The organism is Corallococcus sp. AB011P (assembly GCF_003611605.1).
Lineage (GTDB): Bacteria > Myxococcota > Myxococcia > Myxococcales > Myxococcaceae > Corallococcus > Corallococcus coralloides.
On the sequence record NZ_RAVX01000002.1, the window covers coordinates 996,980 to 1,023,744 of the forward strand.

The following is a 26,765-nucleotide window of genomic DNA, read 5'->3' on the forward strand; positions in this document are numbered from 1 at the left end:
GCTCAGCCGCGCAGTCCCCGGGGCACCAGCACGCGCGCCACCGCTTCGAAGAGGCCGCTGACCGCGAGCGCGAGCACCGCCGCGGGCACCGCGCCCTCCAGGATGAGCCCCACGTCGTCCAGGCGGATGCCGGTGAGGATGGGCTGGCCGTAGCCGCCCGCGCCCACCAGCGCGCCCAGCGTGGCGGTGCCCACGTTGATGACCGCCGCCGTCTGGATGCCCGCGAGGATGGACGCCGCCGCCATCGGCAGCTCGATGCGCCACAGCCTCGCGCCGGACGGCAGGCCCAGCGCCTCCGCGGATTCGCGCACCTCCCACGGGATGCCCTGCAACCCCGCCGCCGTGTTCCGCACGATGGGCAGCAGGCTGTAGAGGAACAGCGCCGCGATGGCCGGCTTCGAGCCGATGCCCAACAGCGGAATCATGAACACCAGCAGCGCGAGCGACGGCACCGTCTGGATGACGCTCGACAGGCCCAGCACGCCCTGCCCCAGGCGCGGACGGCGCGCGGCCACCACGCCCAGCGGGATGGCCAGCGCGATGGCCGCCATCAACGACAGCCCCACGAGGAACAAATGCTCGCGCGTGCGCTGCCAGACGCGCGCACCCCGCCCGTCCGTGCGCACCTCCGTCGTCAGGCCCAGTGAAGCCTGGAGGAAGTCCGCCGCCACCCGAGCCTCCGGCACGTGCTCCAGCCGCGCGCGGGCGTTGAGCTGGACCATCTCCGCCTCCGTCAGCGAGCCCTCCAGCCGGCGCAGCGCCTGGACCACCCGGGGCGCTCGCGTCTCCAGGTCCGCGCGGTAGAGGAGCACGGCGTCGTACGCGGGGAAGTGGTGCCGGTCGTCCTCCAGCACGCGCAGCCCGTAGGCGGCGATCTCCGCGTCCGTGGAGTACAGGTCCGTGAGCTGGATGGCGCCGCTCTCCATGCCCCGGTACGCCAGGTCGTGGTCCAGGCCGCGCACGTCGCGCTGGGGCAGGCCGTACGCGTCGCGCAGCGCGGGCCAGCCGTCACCCCGCTGCATGAACTCGTTGCTGAAGCCCACGCGCAGCTCCGGGTGCGCCTTCAGCTCGGAGATGCGGCGGATGCCCAGCCGCTCGGCCTCCGCTTCCTTCATGCCCAGCGCGTAGGTGTTGTTGAAGCCCAGCGACGCGCCCATCCGCAGGCCTTCGTCCGCGAGCGCCTTCCTCAGCGCGTCGTCGTCCGGCAGCGCGCGGCCCACGAGCAGCTCCTGCCGCAGCGTGCCGGTGTACTCGGGATAGACGTCCAGTTCGCCACGGCGCAGCGCCTCCCACAACACCGTGGTGCCACCCAGCTCGCGCCGGTGCGATGCCCGCGCGCCAGCGTGCTCCGCCACCTGCGTCACCATCTCCCCGAGGATGACGGACTCGGTGAATTTCTTGGACCCCACGCGCACCTGGGGCCCGTCACCTCCTTCGGTGCTCGTGCACGCGACGGTGAGCAGCAGCAGCCACGCCAGCGACAGCGCGCGCATCATCCCTGCCTCCGCAGGGGCAGCGGGCGCTGCGCCTGGATGAACCGCGTGACGAACGGATCCTTGGGACGCGCCTCCAGGTCGTCCAGCGTGCCCTGCTGCACCACCTGGCCCTCGCGCATCAGCACGATGCCGTCGCCCAGGAAGGCGGCTTCCGCCAGGTCGTGCGTGACGAGCACCACCGTCTTGCCCAGCCGCTCGAAGATGCCGCGCAGGTCCGTCTGGAGGTCATGGCGCACCAGCGGATCCAACGCGCCCAGGGGTTCATCCAGGAGCAATACGTCCGGGTCCAGCATCAGCGCGCGCATCAGCGCCACGCGCTGCCGCTGGCCTCCGGAGAGCTCGCCCGGGAAGCGCTCCAGCGCCTCCGCCGGGAAGCGCGTCAGTTCCACCAACCGCGCCAGCCGCTCGCGGATCCGCGCCTCCGGCCAGCGCAGGTGCCGCGCCATCAGCGTGACGTTCCGCGCGCCGGTGAGGTGCGGGAACAGGCCTCCGCCCTGGAGCGCGTAGCCCACGCGTTGGCGCACGGCGAGCAACGCGTCCGCGGCCTCCGGCAGGGGTTGTCCGTCGAAGAGCACTCGCCCCGTGTCGGGCCGGAGCAGGCCGTTGAGCAGCCGCAGCAGCGTGGACTTCCCGCAGCCGCTGGGGCCGATGAGCACCGTGGTGGCGCCCTTGGGCAGACTCAAGTCCAGCGGGTGCAGGGCCTGCGCGGCACCGAAGCGCTTGGACACTCCTTCCAGGAGGAACACGAACGCCACGTCCCTTCAGCGCGGAGCGAACACGCCGTTGCAGGCGGTCGGAAAGAGGAAGGGCGCACTCGCCGGGAGGCTGCACGCCGCGAACAGGCCCCAGCCCTTGTAGTTCACGCCGCCGGTCCAGACCTGGACGTCACCGCCCCCCTCCGGTGCGGGCGCGGTGAAGCGGACGCAGCGCGTGGCCAGGCCCTCCACGTAGCAGTCGCGCACCTCCACCGGGCCGGCCCCCGGGAGCGCGTCGCGCAGCTCCTCCGCGCTCCGGTCGCGCCAGCGCTCCACCTGGCCCGTGCCCGGCAGCACCGGCAGGAAGACGCTCCAGGAGAAGGTGGACGCGGCACAGCGGATCCTCCCCGCGCGCGTCGTCGCGTCCGCGACCTCGCAGCCCTCCGGTACGTACAGCACCCGCCACGGAAGCCGGGGCGGCGTGACGAGCGCCGACGGCGACAGCGTGTCGCCCTCCGGATTGCCCCGCGTGGCCAGGTACGCGAACAGCTCCAGGCACCGGCCCAGCCCCGCGCGGACGTCGTCGCGCACCACGCAGCCCAGCTGCCGCACGTGGCCCGCGGAGGGCGTCACCGCCGTGACGTAGCCGCCCACCGTGCAGGCGTTCTCACGGGAGCACTGCTCGAATCGGAGGGAGGGGTGTGGCTGTCCCGCGAGCGGCAGCTCACCGCGGGCTTCCTTGAGGCCCGGGCCCAGCCGAGCCTGGACGCGGGCACGGCCGGAGTCCACGGCCTGCGCCTCGCTCAGCCCGGGCTGTTCGTGCAGCCACACGGAGAGCGCGCCGCAGCGGTACGTGCGCGACGTGGCGCTGTCCGGGACGGGGACGCAGCCGTCGAAGAGGGTGCGCGCGTCGTCCACGAAGGGGCCCGAGGGCGTCACGCCCTCGGCCGGGACCGCGTGGGCCACTGGCGCGGACGCAAGACACGCGCTCAGCAGTCCCCCGAATGTCACCCCCATCACCGCGAGTGCCGTGCGCATCCGCGAGGGGATAGGCGCCGGACCCGGCCGAGTCAACCGGCCCGTCGGCCCGACGCCCACCGCGCTACACACGCGGTCACTGCTTCTTCAGCTGCTTCTCGATCGCCTTCGCCTGCGTCTCGTTGCCGCTGACGACGCGCTCTTCGTTGCCCAGGAGCGCCAGGAAGCTGGCGTCGTTCTTGTACTCCTTGTGGCCCTCCTCGAGCAGGCTCTTGCCCTTCTTCTGGTCCTCCGCGATGCGCGACATGAAGGCCTTGTCGAACGCGGGGCCCTGCTTCGCCTGGAGCGCGTTGATCTCCTCGGTCGTCTTGTCGACGGCCTTGCCCAGCTTCTCGCCGGTGCCCCGCATCTTCTCCTGGTAGCCCTCCTGCACGCCGGAGCCGCCCGTGCCCATCTGCTCCTCGGAGGTGATGTTGCTGTCGGTGAGCGCGCTGACCTCCATCTTCTTCTGCTCGGCCCAGTCGCGCAGGCGGCTCTGGCTCTGCTCGTGGTCCTCGCGCAGCTTGGTGGCGAACTGCTTCACCTGCGGGTCCGACGCCTGCTGCTCCGCGAGCCGCGCCAGTTTGATCTGGCGGTTGTTGAAGACGGCCAGCTTGCCCACGTACTGCACGCGCTTGGCGGCCGCCTCACCCACGGCCTTGCCCCGCTTCGTCTCATGCTCTTCCTGCTTGGCCGGGTCATCGGCATGGGCCGCGAAGCCCATCAGCCCCGTCATGACCGCCGCCGTCACCGCCCGCGTCTTCCAGTTCGTCTTGCGCATGGTCCCTGCCTCCCCCGCCTTCGCGGATGATCGTTTGACGGGGGCAAGGTGTGGATGCGGAAGCCGGGTGCCAGGGCCGCCTGGCTGAGCGCCCTCCCCCCGGGTACGAGGCCCGAGGGAAGAAGCCGCGTCACTCCACCGGCAACAGGCCGCGCACCACCGCGCCGCGCCCCTGCGCCGTGGCCTGGGCCCAGCCGCGCAGGAGCGCCAGCACATCCGAGGAGAAGGTGGGCGTGTCGAGCAGCGTGACGGTGGTGGCCATCCCGCCCGTCTGCGCCTGCTCGAAGCGCGCGGAGAGCCAGCAGGCTCCGGCGCCCACGCCCTCGGGCACCGTGCGCGACACCTCCAGCTCCAGCAGCGAGGACGGGGAAAGCCACCCTTCCGCCCAGCGCAGCCGCCGCTCCAGCAGCGCGCTCAGCGATTCGCTCGCGGCCTTGGCCTGGAGCGGCAGGGGTTCGCCGTCGCCGGAGGGCAGGTACACCTCGCGCAGGAAGGGCGGCTCGCGGGTCAGCGCGTGCGCCGTCGCGCGCAGCCACAGGCGGCAGTCTCGCAGCACGTCCGCCGTGGCCGCCTCGAAGGAGGGCAGCGGGTGGCGCGTCGGGGAGCGGCGGTTGCCCTTGCGGTCCGGCTCCACCTCCACGAAGGGGGACACGCGCGCGCAGCCCTCCACCGTGCCGTCCACCTCCAGCCCCAGCCGCTCCAGCCGCGAGCCCCGGCCCAGGCCGCGCCACAGGTCCACGAAGGCCGCCGCCAGCGGCGCCGCGTTCGCGACCGAGTACGGCCGCCACTCCACGCGCTGACACACCACGCGCGCCGACGGCACCCGCGCCCCGGGAGGCCCCAGCCCCAGCGTCAGGTCCTCGCCGCCCACCGCCACGCGCGCGGACAGCACGTGCCGCACGGGGCCCTCCAGCAGCCACACCCGCAGGGCGCCTCGTGGCACCGCGCCCTCCACGTAGCGCGCGCCCAGCAGCCACAGCTCGCCCTGGATGAGCACGTCCTCGCCCCGGGGCGCGTGCAGGTTCGGCCTCGAGTCCTGACAGCCCAGCACCCAGGCCCCGCGGCCCTCCTGGACCCAGCGCACCCGAAGGCCCTCCGGCAACGCCTCCAACGCGCGCCGCGTGGCCTCCGCCTCGCTCAACCCTTCCGCCATTGGGCCCCTCAAACCAAACAGCGCTACGGTATTCTTACATAATAGCTGTGATTCGCTCCCCGTGTCAGCACGTTTTTCGTGGTTTCCCGAGTGGGTAACGGGAAACCCGGTAGGTCTGGGTGGGGGTACGGCCGGGGGACTCAGGGGGTGGGGGGCCGGGCGCGGTAAGCGCGCTCCAGGAGGGCATCGCTGGAGAGGCCGGGACTGGCCTTGGCGGCTTCGACGTCCAGGCCTTCACCGTGGCCACGGCCCTGGCCTTCGAAGAGGACCTGGGGTCCGTCGAAGGAGGCGCGCTGGGGGCAGGAGGGGAGCTTCAGGCCGGCGCGCAGCGTGTCGCACGGGAGGGAGCGTGCGTCCTCGTAGGGAGCGGCGGGGGTGCCTTCGGTGCGCAGGTAGCGCACGCGGCCGGACTCGAAGCGCAGGGAGACGAGGTTCGTGCCCAGCAGGGCCTCCACCTCGGAGCGGGTGCGGGCTTCGCGCCACGGGGTGTCGCCGCCCTGCGAGAAGGTGAGCCAGGCGTCCCACTTCAGGGGTGGAAGCTGGAGGGCGCGGGTCTCTTCCGGGCGGATGCGCACGGTGCCCCGGAAGGCCTGGCAGTGGGTGGTGTCGCAGAGGGCGCGGCCGGAGTGGCGGGTGTCGGCGTGGCGCTCGTTGTGCGCGGCGACGCGGGCCAGTGCGACGCGGGCTTCGCCTTTGAGCGTGACGTCCTCGGCGGCGACGACGCCGGCGGCGTACTGCACGCGCGTGGTGCGGAAGACGAAGTCGGAGCCGCGCCGGGCCTTGAGGGCGCTGGGCGTGGTGGGCACGCCGGGTGGTGGGCGGTACGGCGGAGGCGTGGACCAGGTGAAGACGCCCGCGTAGTCGCGGCCACCGTCGGGGCCGTCCGGGAAGCGCACGCGCCACGGGCTGCCCAGGCAGACGGCGGGGCCCTTCGCGGTGAGCGCGTCCAGGCGTGAGAAGTCCGGTGGCGCGGCGCGCGGAGTGCCGTCATCGAGCGAGAAGCCGGCGCCCGAGCAGCGGGCCTCCACGGTCGCGGAGGGCAGCAGGCCGAGCACCTGCACTCGCGCGGCGTCCAGTCCCGCCTGACGGCGCACGCGGGTGAGGAGCGCGGGGAGCTCATCCACGAAGTGCCGGGGCATCTTGCCGGGCCGCACGATGACGGCGACGAGGTCCGCGTCCACGGCGGCGATCCATCCGAACTGGGGGCGGCTCGCGGCGTCGCGCACGGTGCCCGTCTTGGTGGCGACGCCCTTGAGGGCCTTGGACGTGGAGAGGCCGCTGAGCGTGCCTTCGTCCACGTTGCCGGTGAGGAGCGCGAGCACGTCCGGCCGCGCCTCCGCGAGCAGCCGGTACGCCTGTGCCATGCCCCACGGGGACAGGCCATGCGCGGAGCGGAGCCCGATGGCCTCCGTCATGTCCGAGGGCAGGCCGGTGAGCCCGACGGCGGACAGCACGGGCCCCCAGACACCGAAGGCCTTCGGCGCGAGGCCCGTGGCCTCCCAGTCCAGGAACCAGCCGTTGCATGAGCGCAGGAGCGCGAGCCGTGCATCCACCTTGGGAGGCAGGCCCGCGCCGCAAGCCCACTCCTGCACGCCCCGGCGCGGCGCGAGCAGTGGCGGCGCATCTGCGTTCGAGGCAAGAGCCGTTCCCGCCGCGTACAGGAACGGCTTGAGCGTGGAGCCGTAGGGCACCGCGCGGCGCACGTCTCCCTCCGAGAACAGCACCTCTCCCGAATGCCGGCTCACCACCACCGTGGCCGCCTCGGGCGCGAGCACCGCCACGTCCGCCAGCTCCTCCACCGTCAGGGGCGTGGCCCACCGCGCTCCGTCATGACACTGACGCAGCCGGCGCGTCAGCGCGGCGGGAAAACCCGTGTGCTCTCCCAGGATGCGAGCGAGCCCCCTCCTCGCTCGCGGCGTGTCCACCGCTGGCGCGCTCGCCACTTCCTTCGCCGCGCGCGACAGCGATTGATAGGGACCGTCGCGCCACGCGGGCAGCTCGCCACTCACCGTCAGCGCGAAGGCTTCGTGGAAGAGCCGGTCCTCGCTGGACGCGGGACAGGCCCACCACAGCAGCTGGTGCGCCAGTTCGTGCCGCAGCGCCGTGCGCGTCCTCGCGTCCAGCACGCCGGGCGTGTTCTGCCGCAGCTCCACCACGCCGGGCCGCCCCTGCGCGTTGCGCTCGGGAGACAGCGACGTGCCCCTCTGGAGTGTCACGGTGGCGGGGGCCCTCGTCGGAAGGCCTCCCGCCTGCGCCGCGTATTGCGCCTCCAGGGACGTCCAGGCGGCCTGGGCCTCACGGCGCAGGTCCGCCTCGGGCGTCACATCGCCCCGCGTGACGAAGGTGGGCGAAGCCGACAACAGCACGGCGACGGCGACGGCCCACCCCATGGGCTACAGGTCACTCACGGACGTCTTCGAGGGCACCACCTTCAACACGACCGAAGCCGTGCGGCCCCGGATGCGCGCCGAGTACATGTCCTCGATGGTCGCGGGCGGCGCCGCGAACGTGCCCGCGAACTGCGCGCGCATCACGTAGCCCACCGTGCGTGGGCTGTCGCTCCACCACGCCGGCTCCTCGAAGAAGAACGTCGCGTGCGAGGGGTCCAGCTGCCGGCGCTTGAGCGCCTCCGGAGCCAGCGGCAGCGAGTGCGGCGGCCCGCGGAAGACCTTGTCCTCCTGGAGCGGAACGAAGCCCGCCGGCACCGCGTCCTCCACCACGTAGTACGCCGAGCGCGCCCGGTTCTCCCCGCGCGCGTCCAGCGTCAGCTCCACGTAGACCTCCTCGCCCTGCGTCACGGAAGCGCCCGCGTCCAGCTTCACCTTCCCGCCCTCGCGCAGCACGTAGTACGCGCGCTCCACGGACATCCCGTTCACGCGCGGCTGCACGCTCTTGAGCGGCGTCATCGCGGCGGCGCGCAGCGTGGCCACGCCGTCGAAGCCACCCACGTCCACCGTGCGAGTCCCCGCCGGCAGCGTGGCCACGAGGCCCATGCCGCGCACCGAGAACTTCACCGGCGCCGAAGCGCCCTTCACCTCCGGCGGCGCCATGCCCTTGAACGCCTTCGCGTCACGCTCCACCAGCCAGAGCGAGTGCAGCAGCGCAGTGCTCCGGTCGAAGGTGGACAGGCCCGGCTCGCTCAGCATCTCCAGGATGCGCTTGCGCGCGCGCGTGACATCCAGCGACCCGAACGACGCCGCGTGCGCGGTGATGGCGGTGAGGCCCACGCGCCGCAGCGGGAAGCGGTAGAACGCCTCGGACGTCTCCGCTTCGCCCCGGAGCCCCGCGAGCTTCGCGAAGCCCTCGCCGCTCTCCTTCACCAGCTCCTGGATGCGCCCCTGGAGGCCGGGCTCCTTCATCACGCCCGCCTTCTCCGCGGCCAGCACCGCGAGCGCCAGCGGATACAGGTCCCCCGGCTTCGCGGCCTCCACCAGCGCACGCACTCGCGCCGCCTGACGCGGGCCCTGCAGGCGCGCCAGCACGTAGGCGCGCGTCGCGTCGTACTCCGGCGGCAGGCCCTCCTGCGCCTCCAGCCACTTCGCGCTCTCCTGGATGCGCGCGTCGTCGCGGTCCACCAGCCCCGCCTCGGACGCGTACGCCAGACCGTCCAGCGCGATGAGCGTGAGCGGCAGGCTGGGCTCGCTGTAGCCGCCGAACCAGGTGAAGCCACCGCCCTTCACCGCGAGCCCCAGGATGCGGGCCGTGCCCTGCACGGAGCGGCTGCGCGCCTCCGCCAGCAGCGCCTGCGAGTCCGGGTCCAGCTTGTCCAGCGCGCCCGCCTTCTGGAGCACCTGGTACACCGCCACGTTGGGCACCGTCGTGGAGACGAGCTGCTCCAGGCACCCGTACGGATACGTGAGCAGCTCGCGCACGTTGGAGAGCGCCGCGTCCACCGTGGACGGCTGGAGCACCAGCTCCACGCGCGTCAACGTGGACGCCTCCGGTGCCTCCAGCGCCAGCGCGCCGCCGCCCCACGCGCTCACCTGCACCGCGTCCTCCACGGCGGCCGGGGCCACGTCGAAGCGCTTCAGGTCGCGCAGCGGATCCTTGCCGCCCACCACGTCCACGGCGAGCTCCGCCGGGCCCGTCTTCGCCGCGTGCAGCGTCACCGGCACCACCTGCTCGCCGCCCTCGCCCAGCTCCACCTTGCGCTGGAGCACCTCCGCCTGGAGCGCGCCGCCCGGCTGCAACCGCACGTCCAGCACCTGGCTGCCCTTGGACTTCGAACCCGCGGCCAGCCGCACGGACGCGAGCGCCTCGTCGCCCTCGCGCAGGAACTGCGGCAGCGCCGCGTAGACGTTCAGCCCGCCGCGCGTGGCGAACTCCGCCGTGCCCTCACCGAAGCGGCCGGACGTGTCCGCCGCCACCGCAGTCACCACCCACAGCGTCTGGTTGGAGGGCAGCTTGAAGCGCACCGTCGCGCGTCCGTCCCGGTCCGTCACCACGGCCGGGTCCCAGTGCGCAGTGTCCTTCTCCAAATCCTTCGCGTTGCGACTGGGCGGCTTGATGGACGCGAACGCGTGGTCGGGCAGCCCCGCCATCTTTCGCGCCAGCTGCTCGCCGTAGCCGTAGCCCTGGAACTCCGCCGAGTAGAAGTTCGTCACGTTGTCGCGCGCCGGCGGATAGAAGAAGTCCAGCACGCCGGGGCGGAACTCCGACTGGATGGCGTAGACGGCCTTGTCCACCACGCCCACGGACAGCTGCGCGGACACGCCGTTGCCGTCGCTGTCGGTGACGCGCACGTCGATGGCCTGCTCCGTGAGCGGCAGCGCCTCCGCGCGGCGAGGCTGCAACGCCACCGTGAGCGTGCGCTCCTTCGGAACCACACGGAACGCCACCGTGCGCTCCTCCCAGCGGCCCGTCGCCGTGGGGTACGCCACGGACGCGTACACCGCGCTGCCGAAGCGCTTCTCCACCGGGAACGAGTGCACCAGCGTGCGGCCCTTCAGCGGCACCACGGTGGTGCCGTACAGGTTCGCGCCCGTCAGCGTCACCCACACGGGCCCCGCGTCCTTGCCGTCCTGGCCCCAGCCGTCCGGCATGAGCGCCACCAGCTTCGCGCTGTCGCCCGGCTCCAGCGTGCCGGACAGCGACGCGAGCGTGAGGTTGGGCACCTGCGCCACGGGCTCGTCCGCGCCGCCGATGACGAGCAGCGACTCCTCGCCCGTCCATTCCTCGCCCTTCTTGTCCTTCACCGTCACGCGCGCAACCACCCGGCCCACGTTGGTGGTGGGCACCTTCTGGCGCGACGTGCCGTCCTGCTGCGTGGTGAAGGTCTGCGTGCCCAGCTCCTTCTCGCTGCCGTCCGCGCGGACCAGCACGAAGTCCACCTCGCCCGTGGTGACGCCGTAGCCCTTGCCGGACAGCGTGGTGGCGCGCACGGACAGCTGCGCGTCCGAGCCCTTCTGCACCACCGCGTCCGAGAACCGCGCCACGCCCAGCACCTCCACCTTCGACAGGAAGAAGGCGGCGGTGCCGGTGGCGAACGTCTCCTGATCATCCCGTGCGCGCACGGTGAGGCTGTAACGGTACGGCAGCCGGTCCTCTCCCGCGCCGAGCGGGGGCACGGCGACCTCCACCTGGGCCTCGCCGTCCGCGTCGAACTCGCTCGCGGAGGACCACGGGTCGTCCGTGGCCTGGCGCTCCGCGACGGACGAGTACAGCCGCTCCGGCACGCTCAGCTTGCCCTCGCTGCTGGAGGCGGTGCCGTACGTCACCGCGCTGCCCTGGCCGCCGCGGCCGGAGTCGTCCACCCACGCGGGCGCGTCCAGCAGGCTGCGGTAGAGGAACACCTCGTACTTCGCGCCCTTGGGCACGCCGCCCGCGTAGCGGCGCGCGCGCACCGTCACGCTCACCGTCTGGCCGGGCACCACCGTCTCCGACGCGGGCTGCACCTCCAGGTAGAACGTGGGCTTCACGTAGTCCTGCACGCGCGCCTCGCCCTGGTGGGGGTGCTCGTCCAGGTCCGCCTCGATGCGCAGCACGCCCGTGCCCAGGTCGTCCGGCACCTTCAGCGTGCCGTTGAACGCGCCGAACTCATCCACCGCCGCGCGCGTGGTGATGGCGCGGCCCTCCTGCGACACCAGCTTCACGCGCACGTCGCGCTTCTTCGGAGTGAAGAGCCGCGCGAGGAACGTGTCCGGCTGGCGCACGAGGCCGCGGAACTTCACCTCGTTGCCCGGCTTGTAGATGGGCCGGTCGCTGTAGATGAACACGTCCGGCGCCACCGCCAGCGTGGAGTAGAAGTCCGTGTCCACGATGGCCGTGTCCTTCCCGGCCGTCACCGTCGCGATGATGCGCGGCTCCGTCACCGCCAGCGTCACCTCGCCCTTGTCGTCCGTGGTGCCCGCGGGGCCCTTGCCCGTGGGCAGGTACACCTGCACCTGCGCCCCCGAGCGCGGCTGCTGATCCCGTCCCGCCACGCGCACCAGCACCTGGCCGTCGGTCTGCTTGAGCTGCACGGTGACGTCGCTGACGACGAGCACCACCTGCCCCTCCACCCGGCCCTGCACCAACTGGAGCACGTAGGTGCCCGCGGGCAGCGGCGCGAGCAGCACGCGGCGCTCCTGGAAGCCGCTGCCGCTGTCACCCGTGTCGAAGCCCGGCACGTTGAAGTCCCGGTTGGCGCCGCCCAGGTCCAGGTTGAGCCACTGGCTGCGCACCACGGAGAAGCCCGGCGGCGTGCCCACCAGCTTCTCCGGCCCTTCCGCCACCTTCGCCAGCGGCTCGCCGGACGAGGACTCTCCCGGCGGCGGCGGCAGCGACGTTCCCACCTCCTGGCGGAAGTCGGGCGACAGCGCCTCCATCAGCACGAGGCCCGGCGAGCGCACCGCGTTGAGGCCGCGGCTCAGGCCGCGGCCCGGGTTGAGCAGCGTGGGCGGCGTCTCATACGCGCGCCGCAGGTCGCCCTGCGCGCGGATGAACGCGTCCAGGTCCGCGGGCTGGAGCACGCGCAGCTCCACGGGGCCCTTGTCCTCGAAGGCGACGTCCACGGCCACCGGCTCGCCGCTGCCGTAGGAACGCGGGACGGTGATGTAGAGCGGCTTGGCCAGCGCCACGCCGGACAGCAGGAGCGCGGCCAGCGCCGCGAAACGCACGGAGGTCTTCATGTCCCGAACCCTTCCGACAGCATGACGTAGCCCTGCACGTTGCCGCGGAAGCCCAGGTACGGCAGGGCCTCCAGGTCGCGGCGGGCCGCTTCGATTTCAGGGGGCAGCGCCTTGGGCATGGGCGACGAGCGGTCCACGCGCGCCTCGGACGTGTAGCCGTCCGTCGCAAGGCCGCTGAGCAGCCGCCCCATGTTGACGCCCAGCACCACCGTGGAGGGCGCGCGCAGCCCCGCCACCACTGGGCCCGCGGCGTTGAGCATGTTGGGCGCGCGGCCTTCACACGCCTTCTGGAGCCGCTCCACCTCCTGCTGGCTCGTGGCCAGCACCACGTGCTTGCACAGCGTGGTGCGCACCAGCGTCCGCGCGCCGCCGGAGAACAGCGCGGCGAGGCCGTCCGCGTCCTTTTCATCACCCCACAGGAGCGCCAGCTCCGGCTCCAGCGACGTGCTGCCGCGCGGCGTCCACACCAGGGCCACCTGGCGCGTGCGTATCCGGGGCCGGCCCTCGTGCTTCCAGAAGGCATTGAGCTGGGCGGGCTCCAGCGACTCCGGCAGCGTGAGCTGGAACGCGAACAGCACCGGCGTGTCCTCCGGCACCAGCTTGAGCAGGTCGTCGGAGAGGGGCTTGCCATCGAAGGCCATCCCGTCCGGACGGAGCTTCCCGGCGATGCCCTTCGCCACCAACCGGTCGCCGTCCACGCGCAGCTGCAGCCGCGTGTCCTCGCCCAGGCCCAGCACGTGGGTGAAGAGCTGCGCTTCTCGGCCGTAGGCGTTCGGGTCGAAGCCCACCTCCACGTCCACGCCTCTGTCCGCGTCCAGCTCCGGCAACGGCGTGCACAGCGCCTGGAGCACCACCACCGGGTGCCGCGACAGCACCAGCCGGTCCGCCGAGCGCGCGGCCCACACCGTCTGCTCCGCGACGAGCCAGCGCGACAGGTGGAAGCCGCCGTCAGGCACCTTCCCCGTGCTGGCGGGGCAGCTGTCCGCGACCATCTCCCCACGCTTCGCCACGGCGTCCAGCGAGTCCCACGCCGCCTGCGCGGTCTTGTTCGCCTTCGGGACGATGAGCGCGGGCGTTCCCACGCGCGCGTCGCCGGTGAACCACACCGTGCGGAACGGCGTGTCGAGCAGCTGCCCGGCGACGACGTCCAGCACCGCGCCCTTGAAGGACGCCTTGAGGTCGGTGCCGGTGGAGCCCAGGAACGCGGCCCAGCCGCTCGCGAAGCCCTGGCCCAGCGGCTTGTCCCACTGCGCCTTCAGCCACGCGTTGCGCGCCAGCGCGTCGCGCACCTTCGCGGGCGAGTGCACGTCCACCCAGACGGCGGGCAGCGCCGCGGCGCCGGGCACCTCCATCTTCGTGGGCTCGGAGGACACCTCCGGCATGCCCTCCACGGTGGCGCCCGCGGTCGGCGGGCCCTTGGATTCTCCGGAGGAGAACGCGGAGCTGCCGCCACCGCCGCTGCTCTTGCGGCCGAGGACGAAGGCCCCCACGCCCACGCCCACGACGATGGCGCCGATGAGCGCGATGCGCACGGCGGACGAGGGGCCCTTGCCTCCGCCTCCAGCGGGGGGCGGCGGGCTCACGGGAGACGTCATGACATCCACTCCTTGAAGCGGAAGAAGCCGAGGAAGGCGGCGTTGGCCGGCACGGGGCGCCACTCCAGCGGCGCCTCGGTGGCGAGTGAGTCCAGGATGCCGGTACGCACGCGCGCTCCAGCCTCACCGGGGTGGTAGACGACGCGCGCGGGTGCATGGGCCCGGTCCTCCGGGCGCACCACGAGCATCAGGTGGAAGACGGGGCCCGCGTCGTGCTCCTGGCGGAAGGCCACCACGTCCCCGGTGCGAAGCTGCTCGCGCGCGTCCACGCCACGGCCCAGCGGAACGAAGCTGCGGCTGATCAGCGTCTCCGCGTCCGCGAAGTCGGAAGGTCCGCCGCGAGCGTCCCGCCACAGCGGCGAGGAGAGGCGTTCAGAAGCCACGCGCCGGTACGCCGTGCGGTACGCGTAGCGGATGAGGCCCGCGCAATCGCGCTGCGCCGGCTGCCACGCGGCGTCCGGAGCCTTCACCTGCGCGAGCGCCACCTGCGCGACCTCCCGGCGAAGCAGCCGCGCGCGAGTCTCCGGAGCCACGGGCTCCGACGCGATGACCGCGCCTTCACGCACAGGGGCCGTCCCGGACGGAGCGGGAGCGGCGTTCACCAACAACGTGAGCATCAGGACGCGCATGGCGGGGCCGAGCCGGGAGCGCCGGTCGCTTCAGTAGCCCTCGTCTCCCCCGCCACCGCCGTCACCACTCTTCTGGAGCTCCTTGACCGCCTCCTCCAGGTTCGTGGGCCAGCCGTTCCCCTTGGGCTTCGGATCCGCGGACGGCACGTACACCTCCGCCTGCCCGTCTCCCAGGATGTTCACCCACGCGAGCACGCGCGTCGTGCCCGGCGTCGCCAGCGGGATGCGCACGCGGCGGCGCACCTCGCCCGGCGTGCCCTCGAAGAGCGCCAGGTTGAGCGTGGCCACCGTGTGCGCCTTGTCACCGCTGGGCCAGTAGTTCGTCGCCACCAGGTACACGCCCTTCGGCGGCGCGCGGTGGACGTAGAGGTACGGGCCGTATGCCGGCTGGTCGAAGTCGCCGCCCTGCTCGTTGAGGAAGAACGTGCCGCCGGACGGGCTCTCCGTGTCCGCCCAGTACACGTGCGCCATCGACGTCACGTCCAGCGTGTCGCCCGCGCTGCTCGCGTCCGTGGGCTCGTAGATGTGCAGGTCCGTGTAGACGCCGTCCGTGTCGCTCGTGAGGATGGCCTTGAGCGGCACCGGCGGCACCTGCGCGTAGCTCGTCGCCTGCGCGCGCGCCGTGCCACCCTTGTTGGTGGCCATCACCGTCACCACGTTCTTGCCGCTGGCCGCGGGGAACTTGCGGCTGAAGCGCCCCCCTTGCGTGCGCATCAGGTAGCGGTCGCCGTTGATGGACACGACCACCGGATCCACCGAGGGGTCGCTCACCGTGCCCTCGATTTTCAGCATCCGGTCCACCGTCCACCCGCCGGACGGCGCGCTCAACACCACCTTGGGAACCGTGTCGCCCCGGCCAATGGGCACCCCCTGCTGGCGGGCGGAGACCGGCGCCGTCTGCGTGAGCAGCCCGGCGAGAAGGACGGAGAGCATGGTGGAGCCTGCGAGCCTGGGAGTGGGGTGCGCGAACCGCGTGTCCGCGAAGAGACACAGCGTGCGGCAAGCCCCTACCCCTTTTCAAGCCACCCGGCCCCCGCTGGCACCACGGCCCGGGAAGCCCCCCCGCCGCGACGCTGGACGTCGCGGCCTTCGCCTCCCTCTTCGCGAGTCCGTCCGTCCGCCTTTCGGGCCCGGACACCCACGGTCACGCGTCAGAAGGGCCCTGCCTGCCGCACCCGACTACTGCGGGCGCTCCCAGCCGTGGCGGGTCACGAAGTCCGACACCATGGCGGCCGTCGTGTCGCGGATCTTCTCCACGTCCGCCGCGGACTTGCCCACCGTGTCCTCCATGGGCCAGTCCTCGCGCTTCTGGTCCGCCACCGACGGCGCGTCCGGCAGCCCGCCCAGCGTCACCAGGATCTGCGCGCTGCTCGCCAGCTCCGGAGTCAGGCGCTGCGGCTTAGCATCACCCAGATCCACGCCCATCTCCTTCATGGTGGCGAGCACCTCGGGATGCAGACGCTCGGCCGGCTGCGTTCCCGCGGAAATCGCGCGCGCCTTCGCCGGGTCCGCCAGCAGGTTGAAGAAGGCCGCCGCGATCTGCGAGCGACCCGCGTTGTGCGTACAAGCGAAGATGACCGTGTTCATCGCACCGCCTTTGGAGTGTTGATAATCATGATGTTCCTGGGCTTCCTGGGAAGTATCACATCCTGAGCGGGGATGAGGACAACGCTCGCCCCTCCCCCATCACGTCCCCCTGACAAGGGGTGTCATGACGACGGATATGGGTAGGATTTGACTCCGCGCGAACCCTTCGCTCGGGCGGAAGCCGGGGGGATGCCTAGGTTGGTGGGGTCATGCAAAGCACCCCTTCCTGGGCCTGGGTCGTCTTCTGGGCGCTGCTCCTGGCGCTGCTGGTGGTGGATCTGCTGGCGCACCGGGGAGGACGGGGGCAGTCGCGCCGCGCGGCTGTGCTGTGGAGCCTGGCGTGGGTGGGCCTGGGCCTGGGCTTCTGCGGCTTTGTGTGGGTGACGCTGGGCAGTGAGCGCGGCCACGAATATCTGGCGGCGTGGCTCATCGAAAAGAGCCTGAGCCTGGACAACGTCTTTGTCTTCCTCGTCATCTTCCGCAGCCTGAACGTGCCCCAGCGCTACCAGCACGAGGTGCTCTTCCTGGGCATCTTCGGCGCGCTGGTGTTCCGGGCCCTGTTCATCTTCGTGGGGGCGGCGGCGCTGCAGCGCTGGGGCTGGGTGTCGTACGTCTTCGGCGCCATCCTGCTCGTCACCGCGTGGCGCGTCTTCCGCGAGGATCCGTCGAAGCAGGAGGACAACCGCGTCGTGGGGTGGCTGGCCAGGAAGCTGCCGGTGACGGACCAGGTGGAGGGGCCGCACTTCGTGGTGAAGCTCCAGGGCCGCAGGCTGGCCACGCCGCTGCTGCTGGCGCTCGTGGGCCTGGAGGTGACGGACATCCTGTTCGCGGTGGACTCGGTGCCGGCGGCCTTCTCCGTCACCACCGACACGTTCATCCTCTACAGCTCCAACGCCTTCGCCATCCTGGGGCTGCGCGCGCTCTACCTCGTCATCGCCGGGGCGGTGGGGCAGCTGAAGTACCTGCACTACGGGCTTGCGGGGGTGCTGGCGTTCGCGGGCGTGAAGATGGTGGTGGAGACGTGGGTGCACATCCCGCCGCTCCTGTCCGTGGCCATCATCGTCGTGGTGATTGGCGGGGCGGTGGGCGCCAGCCTGGCGCACCGCCGGTCCGTGCGCCAGGCGGAGGCCTGACGCTCAGGGCATGGGCAGGTCCGCGGTGCCGCCGGGATTCAGGGGCTTCGTCAGGAGCGTGTCGAACATGGGGTTCGCCGCCTTCGCGATGCGCGCCGCGTGCTTCTTCAGCAGGGCGGCGTTGGCGTCCTTCACGTCCTTGCCGGAGGCCACCTTCAACTGGGTGATGTACTTGCGCAGCCCGGCGCGGCGCTGCTCCAGTTGCAGCCGCTCCGCCTCGCTGAGCTTCGGGTCCTCCAGCTGAGGGCCAATCGCGGCGAGCTGCTCCTCCAGGAGCGCGATGTTCGCGGGGTCGGACGCCTGGGACACCATCGCCACGCCCGCGTCCGGCGCGGCGGCCACGGGCTCCGGATACACCACGGCGGTGAGGCGGCCGAACTCCTGGGGCGACATGCCCTTCGCCTCCAGGTTCAGGAGGAGGGCTGCCTGGGCCTTGCCCAGCATGCGCAGGGAGGCGCCCGCGGCCCGGAGCTGCGCGCTGCGGTTTCTGCTGTTGAACGAGTCGCCGTGCTTCTGGACGAAGGCCAGGGACTCCTTCTGCAGCACGTCGTAGGCAGGCAGGGTCGCCTCGCGCGCCGCGAGGTAGGCCTCCAGCCGCGCCTCGTCCAGCTTCAGCACCTTGCCCGTGGCAGGCGGCTGGAAGGGGTAGCGGGCGTTGAGCTCGGCGACCTTCTGGGCGCGCTCCTGGGACTTCATCAGCGCGGCCACGCCGGCGCCGTCCATCTGGCGGTCCGCCCAGTACCCCGTCGCGACCAGGCCTCCACCCACGAGGAGCAGCCCGCCGACACCCAGTCCCAGCCCGAGGATCCACTTCTTGTTCATGGCGCTGCTCCGCTCTCCTTCCGGAAGGGCGGGGCCCGCCCGCCGCCGGAGCCCCTTTGCTACCCGGGCCTTCCCTGGAGGGCAAGCGCCCCCCGGGAGGGCGGCCCCTTCAGTCCCGGGGGGGCGGCCGGCGCGGCAGCTGCACGAGGAAGGTTGTGCCATCCCGGACGGTGGAGCGCACGCGCAGCCGTCCGCCATGCGCATCCACGATGTGCTTCACGATGAACAGCCCCAGCCCCAGCCCGTGGGAGTTGCGGTGGCCGTCCTGGGCCTCCGCGCGCTTGAGGGGTTCGAACAGGTGCGGCATCAGGTGCTGGGGAATGGGGCGCCCCTGGTTCTTCACCGCGAGCGTCACCGCCTCCTGCTGGCCGCGCAGCCGCACGCGCACCGGGCAGAGGGCGTCTCCATAGGCGAGCGCGTTGTTCACCAGGTTGGTGATGACCTGCGCCAGCCGGTCCGGGTCGCACCACAGCCGGGCCCCTCCCCGCCCGGACACCTCCAGGCGCCGGTCCGGGTGGGCCTGCTGCACCTCGTCCACCACCTGGCGCACCAGGTCCAGGAGGTCCACCTCGCGCGGATCCATGGGGATGCCGCCGCCCAGCCGGGCCTGGGTGAAGTCCAGCACGTCGCGCAGCATGCGGTGCGCGCGCTCGGCGCTGGAGAGGATGCGGGCCACGGCCTTCTGGTCGCGCGGGTCGGGGTCCTCGCGCTTCGCCAGTGACGTGGCGGCCATGGTGATGGCGGAGATGGGGTTGCGCAGGTCGTGGCCGACGATGCCGATGAGCAGCTGTTCGAACTCCGCGCGGCGCTTCGCCGCGGCTTCCGCCTCGTGCCGGCCGGTGACGTCCTGCATGGCGCCCACCATGCGCACCGGGCGGCCCTGGAGGTCCTTCACCACGCGGCCCCGGTCCTCGACGAAGGCCCACGTCCCGTCGCCCCGGCGAATCCGGTACTCGGCCTCCCAGCGGCCCTCGTGGCTGTCGAGCGCCGCCTGCAGCCCCCGCATCACCCGCTCGCGCTCGTCGGGGTGCATGCTGTCCGTCCACCACGCCGTGTCCATGACGGGCGGCCCCCGGGACGTGTCCAGCCGGAGGACGCGGGGCGCCGATTCGCTCCAGTGGATTTCATCCGTCACCAGGTCCCAGTCCCAGATGATGTCGCGGGAGGCCAGGGTGGCCAGCCGGTAGCGCGTCTCCGACGCACGCAGCTCCTGTTCCGCCCGGCGCCGCTCGGTGATGTCCAGCGACACGCCCGACACGCTCACCACGCGCCCGCCCGCGTCGAACACCGGCAGGAGGCGGACCTCGAACCAGACGCCCATGAGGTACAGCTCCGTGGACAGCCGCTCCCCGGCCAGCGCGCGCAGGATGACCTCCAGCACGTCGCGCCGGTCCCGGAACACGTCGAAGACGGAGCGTCCGTGCATCACCCGGGAGGGCACGGACGTGGACGTCACGCCCTCGCCCTCGAAGAGGGTGAACACGCCCTGCGCGTCGAAGGCCCACAGCACGACGGGCAGCTGCGTGAGCACGCGGTGGAGCTGCTCGCGGGCCTCGTCGCGCTCCTGGCGCAGCGTGCGCGTGGTGGTGATGTCCGTGGACACGCCGCACAGGGCCCACGGCTCGCCCTGCACGACGCTGGGCAGGGGGAACTTCATCGTGTGGTAGAGGTGCGTCCCGTCGGGCTGGAGCACCTCCTCGTCGAAGACGAGCGGCGTCTTCGCCGCCAGCACCCGGCGGTCGTTGTAGCGGAAGCGCTCCGCCGTCTCCCGGGGGAACAGTTCCAGGTCCGAGCGCCCCAGCACCGACCCACGCTCGTGGCCGGAGATGGACTCGAAGGGGCGGTTGATGAAGAGGTACCGCCCGCTGGCGTCCTTCGCGTAGATGGCGGCCGGGGCGTGGTCGAGGATCTCCTGCAGCCGCCGTTCGCGGGAGCGCAGCGCCTGTTCATGTTCGTGGACGTAGTGGGCCACGGCTTCCGTCAGGCTCCGGTCCAACGCGCGCCACAGCGTGCGCAGCTCCTCCGTGTCGAGCGGCCGGTGGGACACATCCAGCACTTCGAGGATGGCCTCGCGCAACAGGCCGTACTCCTCCACCAGCGTCTCCACGCGAGCGCCGGCATGGAAGCGCCGCAGTCCGATCTCCCGGGCATGGGCCCAGACCGCCCCCGTGGACCACGTCTCCACGGCGCCCTGACGGAGGACGAGCACCAGCGCGTCCACCAGCTTGAGCATCCCCTCCAGCCGCTCCTGGAGCACCGAGGACCTGCCCGGAGGATGAGGCTCCAGCCGTGCGCCCCAGCGCCGGAGGATGTCCTCGCGCCGCGCCTCCATCAGGTCCGCGAGCGAGTCCGTCGTGGAGGCGACGGGGTTCATGCCGGCGCTCCGGAGGCACCGGTCGGACGAGGCAGGCCGCCTGCTGTGAGAAGAGTGAATGTCACCGTACCCCTGCTCCCGGGACATGGCTGGAGTGGAGGGAGGATGGACATCCCGCGTCACGAAATGGATGGGGCCCGCGGGATGGGGTGGGGTGGGTTGCCCACCTCTGGGATTGAACCCGGGGACGTGGCGGGCGGCCATGGGAGGCCTCCGTGAACCGCTGGGCCCCGTCAGGGTCCTGGGGGAGACTGACTCCCAAGCACACGGGAGGCAGCAGGCCATGTCATTCGCGGAACGCAGGACCGGCGAGCAGGGCGCGCACGCGCTGGCGACGGGGCGGTTGCCCCCGAGGACGTGGACCCAGGTACAGGTCCAGAGGGGCGGGGGCCGGTCATGAGCACGACCCAGGCGGTGGATCCCCTGGAGTCGCTGGCCCGGGGCCACGTGCGCAGCGTCTGGGAGGTGCTGGAGGCGATGAGCATCCTCATGCGCCGCCGCAACGAGGGCCTGCCGCTGAACCTGCCGCAGGTGACGCTGTTCCTGCGCAGCGGGCGTGAAGTCACGGGGCTCATCCGGGAGTACGGCGAGTTCCGCCAGGGCCGCGGCGTGCTGCTCATCACCTCCGGCGGCTACGGTTCGCGCGGAGAGGGACTGGACGTGACGTTCGTACCGGACGGCGTCATCGAGGCGCTCACGCTGCACGACGCCACGGTGCTGGACACGCCCGCGAAGTCGATGCCCGAGTCCTCGCCCATGCACCTGCGCCGCCACCTGCCCGCGATGGCCGACAGGCTGTCCAGCGCATGGGGCACGAAGGTGACGGCGGAGTTCGGCACGGCCGCGGAGCTGGAGCAGGAGGCCCACATCCAGCCCCTGGCGTGGCTCGTCGAGCGCACCGGCGAGGTGCTGCCCAAGCTGGCCGCGACGCCCGACGTGGGCGACGTGCTCCGGGAGCGGGTGCGCAGGGTGCGGCTGATGGTGAGGGACACCTTCGGGGCGAGGCTCTCTGACGGCACGCTGGACCTCACCACGTCGCGCCGCCCGGCCGCCTGGCCGCTGGAGCCGGAGCTGGCCCGGGCGGTGATGGACACGCTGCCGTAGGGTGGCCGCCGCCGGGCGCCGTCCCCGAGGACATGGCGCCGGGCAGCGGCCCCACAGGCCCCGGCGGGCGCGCCGGGCCTCCAGCTCCAGGGCCTCGAACTCGCCGCGCCGGGAGGCACCGGCCGGCGGGATGAACAGCGTGCACGCATAGCCCCGTTGCACGAGCAGCGCGTTCACGTCCTGGCCGTCCACGGACACGTAGGCGAGCCGCCGCCCGTAGCGGTCCGTGCACGCCTCCGCGTCCCGCAGCCGCACCGTGCGGCCCTCCACGAGCGAGCGGTTGAACGCCGCGGCCTCCTCGCCGAAGCAGTCGTCGTGGCCCTTCGTGGTCTCCGGCGTATCCGCGAGCAGATAGCGGATGCGCTCGCCGTCCTGGAGCACCAGCGTGTCCCCGTCGATGACCTTCGTCACCACGCCCGTGCTCGGGCCGCACTCCCCTTCCCCGCCACCACAGGCGGACAGGACGGTGAGCAGCAGCAGCCACTCCAGTCCCCGCGTCATCGCGCGCACGTCCGGTTCTCCCGGCCCGGGGTGCCCCGGTCGCCCGCGCCGTCGTTCACACCGGCGGGCGTGGGACAGAAGGCCCCGGCCACGTCGTTACCGGTGGCGTCCCGAACGCGTGCATCCAGCTGCGACGACACGCCGGGGCTCGCGGCGTTCGTGAAGGCCACCGAGTCCAGAACACTGCCCTGCGCCGACAGCTTGAGGACATGCGCCCCCGCGCCGTTGCCCAGGCCGAACGCGAACGTGCCGAGCACCGAGGGCAACCCGCCATTGAGTGAAGCGTCATCGCCGCGTGCGAGGACCGCGAAGCTCCCGGCCTTCATCGACAGGCACAGCGGGGACTCCAGGACGGAGCTGCCCGACTCGTTGGCGAGCGTCACCCCGTTGAGGTCCAGCTCGCGCAGCGCGAGCACCTCCACCCATTCCCCCTGCGCATCCGGGACGGCGGCGGGGTCCGCCATGAATTCGGTGAGCACCAGGGAGCCCACGGTGGGAGTCCGGAGCGCGCGGGTCTGCCCCGTGGTCCGGTCGATACAGCCCGCCTGCGCCGTGCCCGCGTCCACTCCAGTGCACGCGCGGTTGGCCCGCCCCGGCGTGCCCAGATTGCCCCTGTCACCGTAGGCCTCCGTGGCCGCGCACCAGGACGCCGTGACGTCGTTGCTCTTCGCATCGGCGGTGAGCGGCGCGGACACCTGGGTGGCCACGCCGTCCTGGGCCGGGCCATACAGCGCGCTGTCGATGAGCACGCTGCCCGCGCGAATGGCGACCCCGCCGCCCGCGTTGCGAAGGTCCACGGAGAACGTGGCCAGCGGCTCCGGCAGACCACCGTTCACCTCCGGCTCCCGCCTTCGCGCGAGCAGCGCGGACTCTCCAGCGGCGAGGGACAGACAGCGCTCCGATTCCAGGCGTGTACCGGACGTGTCTGTCCCCACCGTCAGCCCATTGAGGTCCACGGGCACGTTGGCGCGGACCTCCAGCCACTCGCCCACCGTGTCGTCGCCTCGCGGGTTGGCCATCACCTCGGTGATGATCAGCTCCCCGGGTCGCGGGAGCTGGATGTCCCGAGGAGCGCTCGCGCCCGGCGGCAGGCACGTCGTGCTCCGGCCTCCGTCTCCGGAGGGCACGCCGCCATCCGCCAACGCGGGACACGGCGCGTTCGCGCTTCCCGGACTGCCCCGCGTTCCACCCGGCTCGGTCTCCAGCGCGTCGCACCAGCGCGCCAGGTCGTCGTTACCCTCCGCGTCGGGCATGAACCGGCCGTCATAGGTCCGGGCCGCGCCCGACTTCACTGGAGCGGCCAGCACCACCGAGTCGAGCACGCGCGTCCCGCACCGCAGGCCCAGGAGCCCCGCGCTGTTCCCCAGCGCGCCGAGCGCATCCCCATAGGTCTGGTCCACATGCTCGGGCAGTGCCCCATCGCGCACGTCGCCCAGCACGACGAAGGCCCCTGCGTCCACCGGCAGGCCCGTGGTGAACGTGTAGACCCGCTCCTGTGCCGCCTCGTCGCGCGCGGTGAAGAGCGTGACGCCCAGCAGGTCCACGGTCTCCCCGGTGGGGTTGTGGAGCTCCACGTACTCCTTCCCCGTGTCCGCGCCCGCGGGGTCGTTGAGATACTCCGTGATGACCAGGTCCCCCGGCACCAGCGCATCACAGGCCGCTGGCTCCTCCTCCCACGTGGGCAGTCCGCACGCCCCCATCCATCCCAGCACCCATCCCAATCCCAACCGCACGCCCCATCCCCGCACTGCCCAAGCCGCCACACTCCGCTCCCTTCAGAACCGCGTCTCCACTTCCAGCGCGAACAGGTGCCGGGGCGCATCCGGCGGCGTCCGGGCACCTCTCGCATCCTTCAAGTCCACGACCCACGCGTACCGGGCCCGTGTCGTCACGGCGTCCGCCGTCCAGCTCGCATCGAGCGTGGTCCGGAGGGCCTGCTCCAACCGGTTGCGCGTCAACAGGTCCTCGTCCTTCCACACGGCGCGGCCGCGCAGCCTCACGGCGTCACAGGGCCGCACCTGCGCTTCCACCACCGCGTGCGCGTCCTCACGCACGCCCCGGTTCACCGGATCATCCACGCGGGCATGCGCGTACTGCGCGGCCACGGACACGGCGTCGTGAAGCTCCGCCTTCACCCGAGCCGTGATGCGCAGGAGCGACCCTGAGCAGGGGTCCTCGCCCGAACCGTCGAAGCAGTCCCCCGCCACGCCGACGTCCTTGTCCCGGTACTCGGTCCACAGCGACGGTTGGAACAGCGCGTGCGCCCGCCAGTCCACCCGGGCCGAGGCCCGCAGGTTCACCGTGCCAGCGCTGCCCACCGCCGCGCCGTCGGCAGGCAACGTCCAAGCATCCACCTCACCGCGCAGCCGCAGCGCGCCCTCAACGCGGTGCAGGTAGCGCACGCGCGCGCCCACTTCATTTCGCGCCCGTGAGCCCTCCAGCTCGTCCGGGCCGGACATCGCGCCGGTGTAGGGATTGGCGAAGCCGCGTCCGTAGGCACGCAGCGACAGCTCCAGTTCCTTCGACGTGTCCGCCACCACCGTGCGCTGAAGCGCGCCGTAGCCACCGCCTCCGCCCGGCGTCGCATCGAACGTGCGCGCCGCTTCCACGAAGAGGTCCACGGGCCCAAGCCCCCACGCGCCATCCACGCCCACCGCGCCGAAAGCGCCGCCCGCCGGGTAGCCCGCCGTGGAGCGGAAATCGAGCGTCGCGCCCTCCACGTTCCACACAGGCCGCGCGCCCCACGCCGTCATTCCGACCTGTGCCCGCCGGGTCCACGCCATCGCCGCGTGGCCACCTCCCGCCCACTCGTGGAACACGCCGGGCAGCGTGCGCGACACCACGCGTCCCATGGGGGCGCCCGTCCCCGCGAGCCACACCGCTGGCGCCTTGCAGGCAGTGCCCTCGCAAGACGTCCGCTCCATCAGGGCATGCGAGAGCAGCGAGCGGGACTGGTACGAACCGAAGCCCGTCACGGACACCCCCGAAGAGGTCCGCACCGTGCCCACCACGCCCCGGAAGCCTTCGTCCCACTGGAAGTCCGGCGTCACGTCCGCATCGCGTTCCTCGGGGGTGCAGGCACCTTCTCCCAGGAAGCACCAGCGCTCCACGCCGCCCGGCACTCGCACGGTGTCGTCAGGCAGGAAGCCGTCCGGCGTGGGCAGTCCGGTGGTGTCCAACGTCAGCCGCTGACCGAAGCCCAGCCGGTACGAGCCCACCAGCACGGAGGCCCGCTCGCCCGTCCACTGACCGTGGAACTTGGGCACGACCACCGACACACCGGGAGCCTCCGCCACCAGCGCCCGCCGGTTCGCATCCCGGTGCACCGAGCCCAGCCGTCGCCGAGTGAGGGACGTGAGCAGTCCCACGCGCCAGCCCTCCGGTCCCGCCACGCGCACCTGGAGCGCCAGCGGTGGAAGCACCGGATCCGACGCGGCGAACGCCGTCAGCAGCCGCGCATCGCCCGTCACCCGCTCCGGCGTCGAGGTCGTCAGGAAGGGCGCCAGCCGTCGCCGCTCCTCCGGTGTCAGTCCCCCGGAAGCAGTAAACCCATCCACGCGCGCGTACGTCAGTCCCGGCAACGCATAGAGCGAGGCGCGCGACGCATGCGCTGGATCCACGCCCGAGCGCCGCAGCACCAGCAGCGCGGACAGTGTCTCCGCCGTGATGGCGCCGTCCTCCCTCAGCGCGAACAGCGCCTGCTCTCCCGTGTCCTCTGGCTCTACCTCATAGGTCGCGGCGAGCGCCGTGAAGGGCAGACCCAGCAGGAACAGCCACACGCAGACGAGGACGGAGCGCACGCGGCGGGCCCTCTGCATGAGCGGGACCACCCTTCCCTACAGAGAAGGCACGACGCGCGGTCCATCCGTTCCCCGGACCCGCCGTCCAGGCCAGGGACGGCGGTCCACGCGTCTCCACGTGGGCGTGGGGCGGTGCGGCTATGCTGCGGTGACATCCTCGCGAGGCCGGTCCCGTCCGGCCCCAGAAACAGCGCATGGGCTACGTCCACATCCTTCGCCACTTCCCCTCTCCCCAGGAGGGGTTCAACCGCACCGTCCGCATCTACACGCCGGACACCTACGACTCCCGGCAGGACCACCGCTTCCCGGTGCTCTACATGCACGACGGGCAGAACGTCTTCGCCCATCCGGAGTCCGCCGTCTTCGACACGTGGTGCGCCAACCGAGTCGCGGAGGAGAGCGTCCAGGCGGGGCGGATGGAGCCGTGGATCATCGTCGCGGTGGACTCGGGCCCCGGCCGCTTCCAGGAGTACTCGCCGTGGGACGAGCCGCGCAACGGCGTGTCCGCGCGAGGCGAGGCCTACGGGCGCTTCCTGGTGGAGGAGCTCAAGCCGTACATCGACCGGACGTACCGCACGCGCCAGGGCAGCGAGTGGACCGGCGTGATGGGTTCATCCCTGGGCGGGCTCATCTCGCTGTACCTGGGGTGGAAGTTCCCGCGGGTGTTCGGGCGCATTGGCGCGCTGTCTCCCACGGTGATGTGGAGCCAGGGCCGCCTGTTCGACGCGTGGCGCGAGCACAGCCAGCGCTGGACGCGCATCTACCTGGACGCGGGCGCCACGGAGTACATCCACGCGGGCGGCCTGCCCCTGGACTACGGCCAGGGCACGCGCGACTTCTTCCATCACCTCAAGGGCCTGGGTTACGGCGACCACGAGGTGTCGCTCGTGCTGGAGCCCGGCGGCGAGCACCACGAGAAGGACTGGCAGCGCCGGCTGCCGGGCGCCATGCAGTGGCTGCTCGGGTGAG

18 protein-coding genes and 1 pseudogene are annotated in these 26,765 nt (G+C 72.2%); 3 read left to right on the plus strand and 16 right to left on the minus strand.

Annotation, left to right across the window (positions count from 1 at the left end):
- Nucleotides 1–2: 2 nt before the first annotated feature.
- The 11 genes from D7X30_RS09355 to D7X30_RS09405 all read right to left on the minus strand — a co-directional run bounded on the left by D7X30_RS09355 (nt 3) and on the right by D7X30_RS09405 (nt 16,062).
- On the minus strand, nt 3–1,493 hold the full coding sequence (locus tag D7X30_RS09355; protein WP_120562473.1) for a glycine betaine ABC transporter substrate-binding protein: 1,491 nt from the start codon (nt 1,491–1,493) through the stop codon (nt 3–5).
- A complete protein-coding gene (locus tag D7X30_RS09360) occupies nt 1,493–2,242 on the minus strand; it encodes an ATP-binding cassette domain-containing protein (protein WP_120562631.1) in 750 nt (249 codons plus the stop codon). The genes D7X30_RS09355 and D7X30_RS09360 overlap by 1 nt, the downstream gene beginning before the upstream one ends.
- A gap of 15 nt (nt 2,243–2,257) precedes the next feature.
- A complete protein-coding gene (locus D7X30_RS09365) occupies nt 2,258–3,229 on the minus strand; it encodes a hypothetical protein (RefSeq protein ID WP_147443147.1) in 972 nt (323 codons plus the stop codon).
- 76 nt (nt 3,230–3,305) lie between these two features.
- Entirely contained in the window at nt 3,306–3,989 is a 684-nt protein-coding gene (locus D7X30_RS09370) for a DUF4142 domain-containing protein (protein ID WP_158619221.1), read from the minus strand.
- A gap of 130 nt (nt 3,990–4,119) precedes the next feature.
- The gene (locus D7X30_RS09375; RefSeq protein ID WP_120562476.1) at nt 4,120–5,142 is read right to left on the minus strand and encodes a hypothetical protein; all 1,023 of its coding nucleotides are present in this window, start codon (nt 5,140–5,142) and stop codon (nt 4,120–4,122) included.
- A 140-nt stretch (nt 5,143–5,282) separates the two neighbouring features.
- Nucleotides 5,283–7,532 carry a hypothetical protein gene (locus D7X30_RS09380; RefSeq protein WP_120562477.1) on the minus strand — a complete coding sequence of 750 codons (2,250 nt, stop codon included), beginning with the start codon at nt 7,530–7,532 and terminating at the stop codon, nt 5,283–5,285.
- A 3-nt stretch (nt 7,533–7,535) separates the two neighbouring features.
- Complete coding sequence (locus D7X30_RS09385; RefSeq protein ID WP_120562478.1) at nt 7,536–12,251, minus strand: MG2 domain-containing protein; 4,716 nt, start codon at nt 12,249–12,251, stop codon at nt 7,536–7,538.
- Nucleotides 12,248–13,846 (minus strand): hypothetical protein, encoded by a 1,599-nt coding sequence (locus D7X30_RS09390; protein ID WP_199724212.1) that lies wholly within the window; start codon nt 13,844–13,846, stop codon nt 12,248–12,250. The genes D7X30_RS09385 and D7X30_RS09390 overlap by 4 nt, the downstream gene beginning before the upstream one ends.
- On the minus strand, nt 13,843–14,475 hold the full coding sequence (locus D7X30_RS09395; RefSeq protein WP_120562480.1) for a DUF1175 family protein: 633 nt from the start codon (nt 14,473–14,475) through the stop codon (nt 13,843–13,845). The genes D7X30_RS09390 and D7X30_RS09395 overlap by 4 nt, the downstream gene beginning before the upstream one ends.
- A 30-nt stretch (nt 14,476–14,505) precedes the next feature.
- The gene (locus tag D7X30_RS09400) at nt 14,506–15,408 is read right to left on the minus strand and encodes a DUF2135 domain-containing protein (protein ID WP_120562481.1); all 903 of its coding nucleotides are present in this window, start codon (nt 15,406–15,408) and stop codon (nt 14,506–14,508) included.
- A gap of 246 nt (nt 15,409–15,654) precedes the next feature.
- Nucleotides 15,655–16,062 (minus strand): low molecular weight phosphatase family protein, encoded by a 408-nt coding sequence (locus D7X30_RS09405; protein WP_120562482.1) that lies wholly within the window; start codon nt 16,060–16,062, stop codon nt 15,655–15,657.
- A 209-nt stretch (nt 16,063–16,271) separates the two neighbouring features.
- On the opposite strand from D7X30_RS09405, the gene D7X30_RS09410 reads away from it, so the two are divergent.
- Complete coding sequence (locus tag D7X30_RS09410; protein ID WP_120562483.1) at nt 16,272–17,195, plus strand: TerC/Alx family metal homeostasis membrane protein; 924 nt, start codon at nt 16,272–16,274, stop codon at nt 17,193–17,195.
- Nucleotides 17,196–17,198: 3 nt separating this feature from the next.
- Here the strand turns inward: D7X30_RS09410 and D7X30_RS09415 are convergent, their stop codons facing one another.
- The gene (locus D7X30_RS09415) at nt 17,199–18,017 is read right to left on the minus strand and encodes a hypothetical protein (protein ID WP_120562484.1); all 819 of its coding nucleotides are present in this window, start codon (nt 18,015–18,017) and stop codon (nt 17,199–17,201) included.
- Nucleotides 18,018–18,126: 109 nt separating this feature from the next.
- Nucleotides 18,127–20,391: a PAS domain-containing sensor histidine kinase gene (locus D7X30_RS09420; protein WP_120562632.1), complete on the minus strand. Its 2,265-nt coding sequence runs from the start codon at nt 20,389–20,391 to the stop codon at nt 18,127–18,129.
- Between the two features lie 396 nt (nt 20,392–20,787).
- Between D7X30_RS09420 and D7X30_RS42260 the strand changes: the two genes are divergently transcribed.
- On the plus strand, nt 20,788–21,495 hold the full coding sequence (locus D7X30_RS42260) for a hypothetical protein (protein ID WP_199724233.1): 708 nt from the start codon (nt 20,788–20,790) through the stop codon (nt 21,493–21,495).
- Between the two features lie 63 nt (nt 21,496–21,558).
- On the opposite strand, the pseudogene D7X30_RS09425 reads toward D7X30_RS42260, so the two are convergent.
- From D7X30_RS09425 to D7X30_RS09435, 3 genes and pseudogenes are all read right to left on the minus strand, one after another.
- A pseudogene (locus D7X30_RS09425) lies at nt 21,559–21,996 on the minus strand (thermonuclease family protein); the annotation flags it as partial.
- Nucleotides 21,993–23,759, minus strand: coding sequence for a lamin tail domain-containing protein (locus tag D7X30_RS09430; RefSeq protein WP_370051376.1), 1,767 nt, complete (start codon nt 23,757–23,759; stop codon nt 21,993–21,995). The pseudogene D7X30_RS09425 and the gene D7X30_RS09430, both read right to left, overlap by 4 nt.
- Nucleotides 23,760–23,771: 12 nt before the next feature.
- Nucleotides 23,772–25,814, minus strand: a complete 2,043-nt coding sequence (locus D7X30_RS09435) for a hypothetical protein (protein WP_233591474.1) — start codon at nt 25,812–25,814, stop codon at nt 23,772–23,774.
- A 176-nt stretch (nt 25,815–25,990) separates the two neighbouring features.
- Between D7X30_RS09435 and D7X30_RS09440 the strand changes: the two genes are divergently transcribed.
- Nucleotides 25,991–26,764 carry an alpha/beta hydrolase gene (locus tag D7X30_RS09440; protein ID WP_120562487.1) on the plus strand — a complete coding sequence of 258 codons (774 nt, stop codon included), beginning with the start codon at nt 25,991–25,993 and terminating at the stop codon, nt 26,762–26,764.
- Nucleotide 26,765 lies beyond the last annotated feature (1 nt).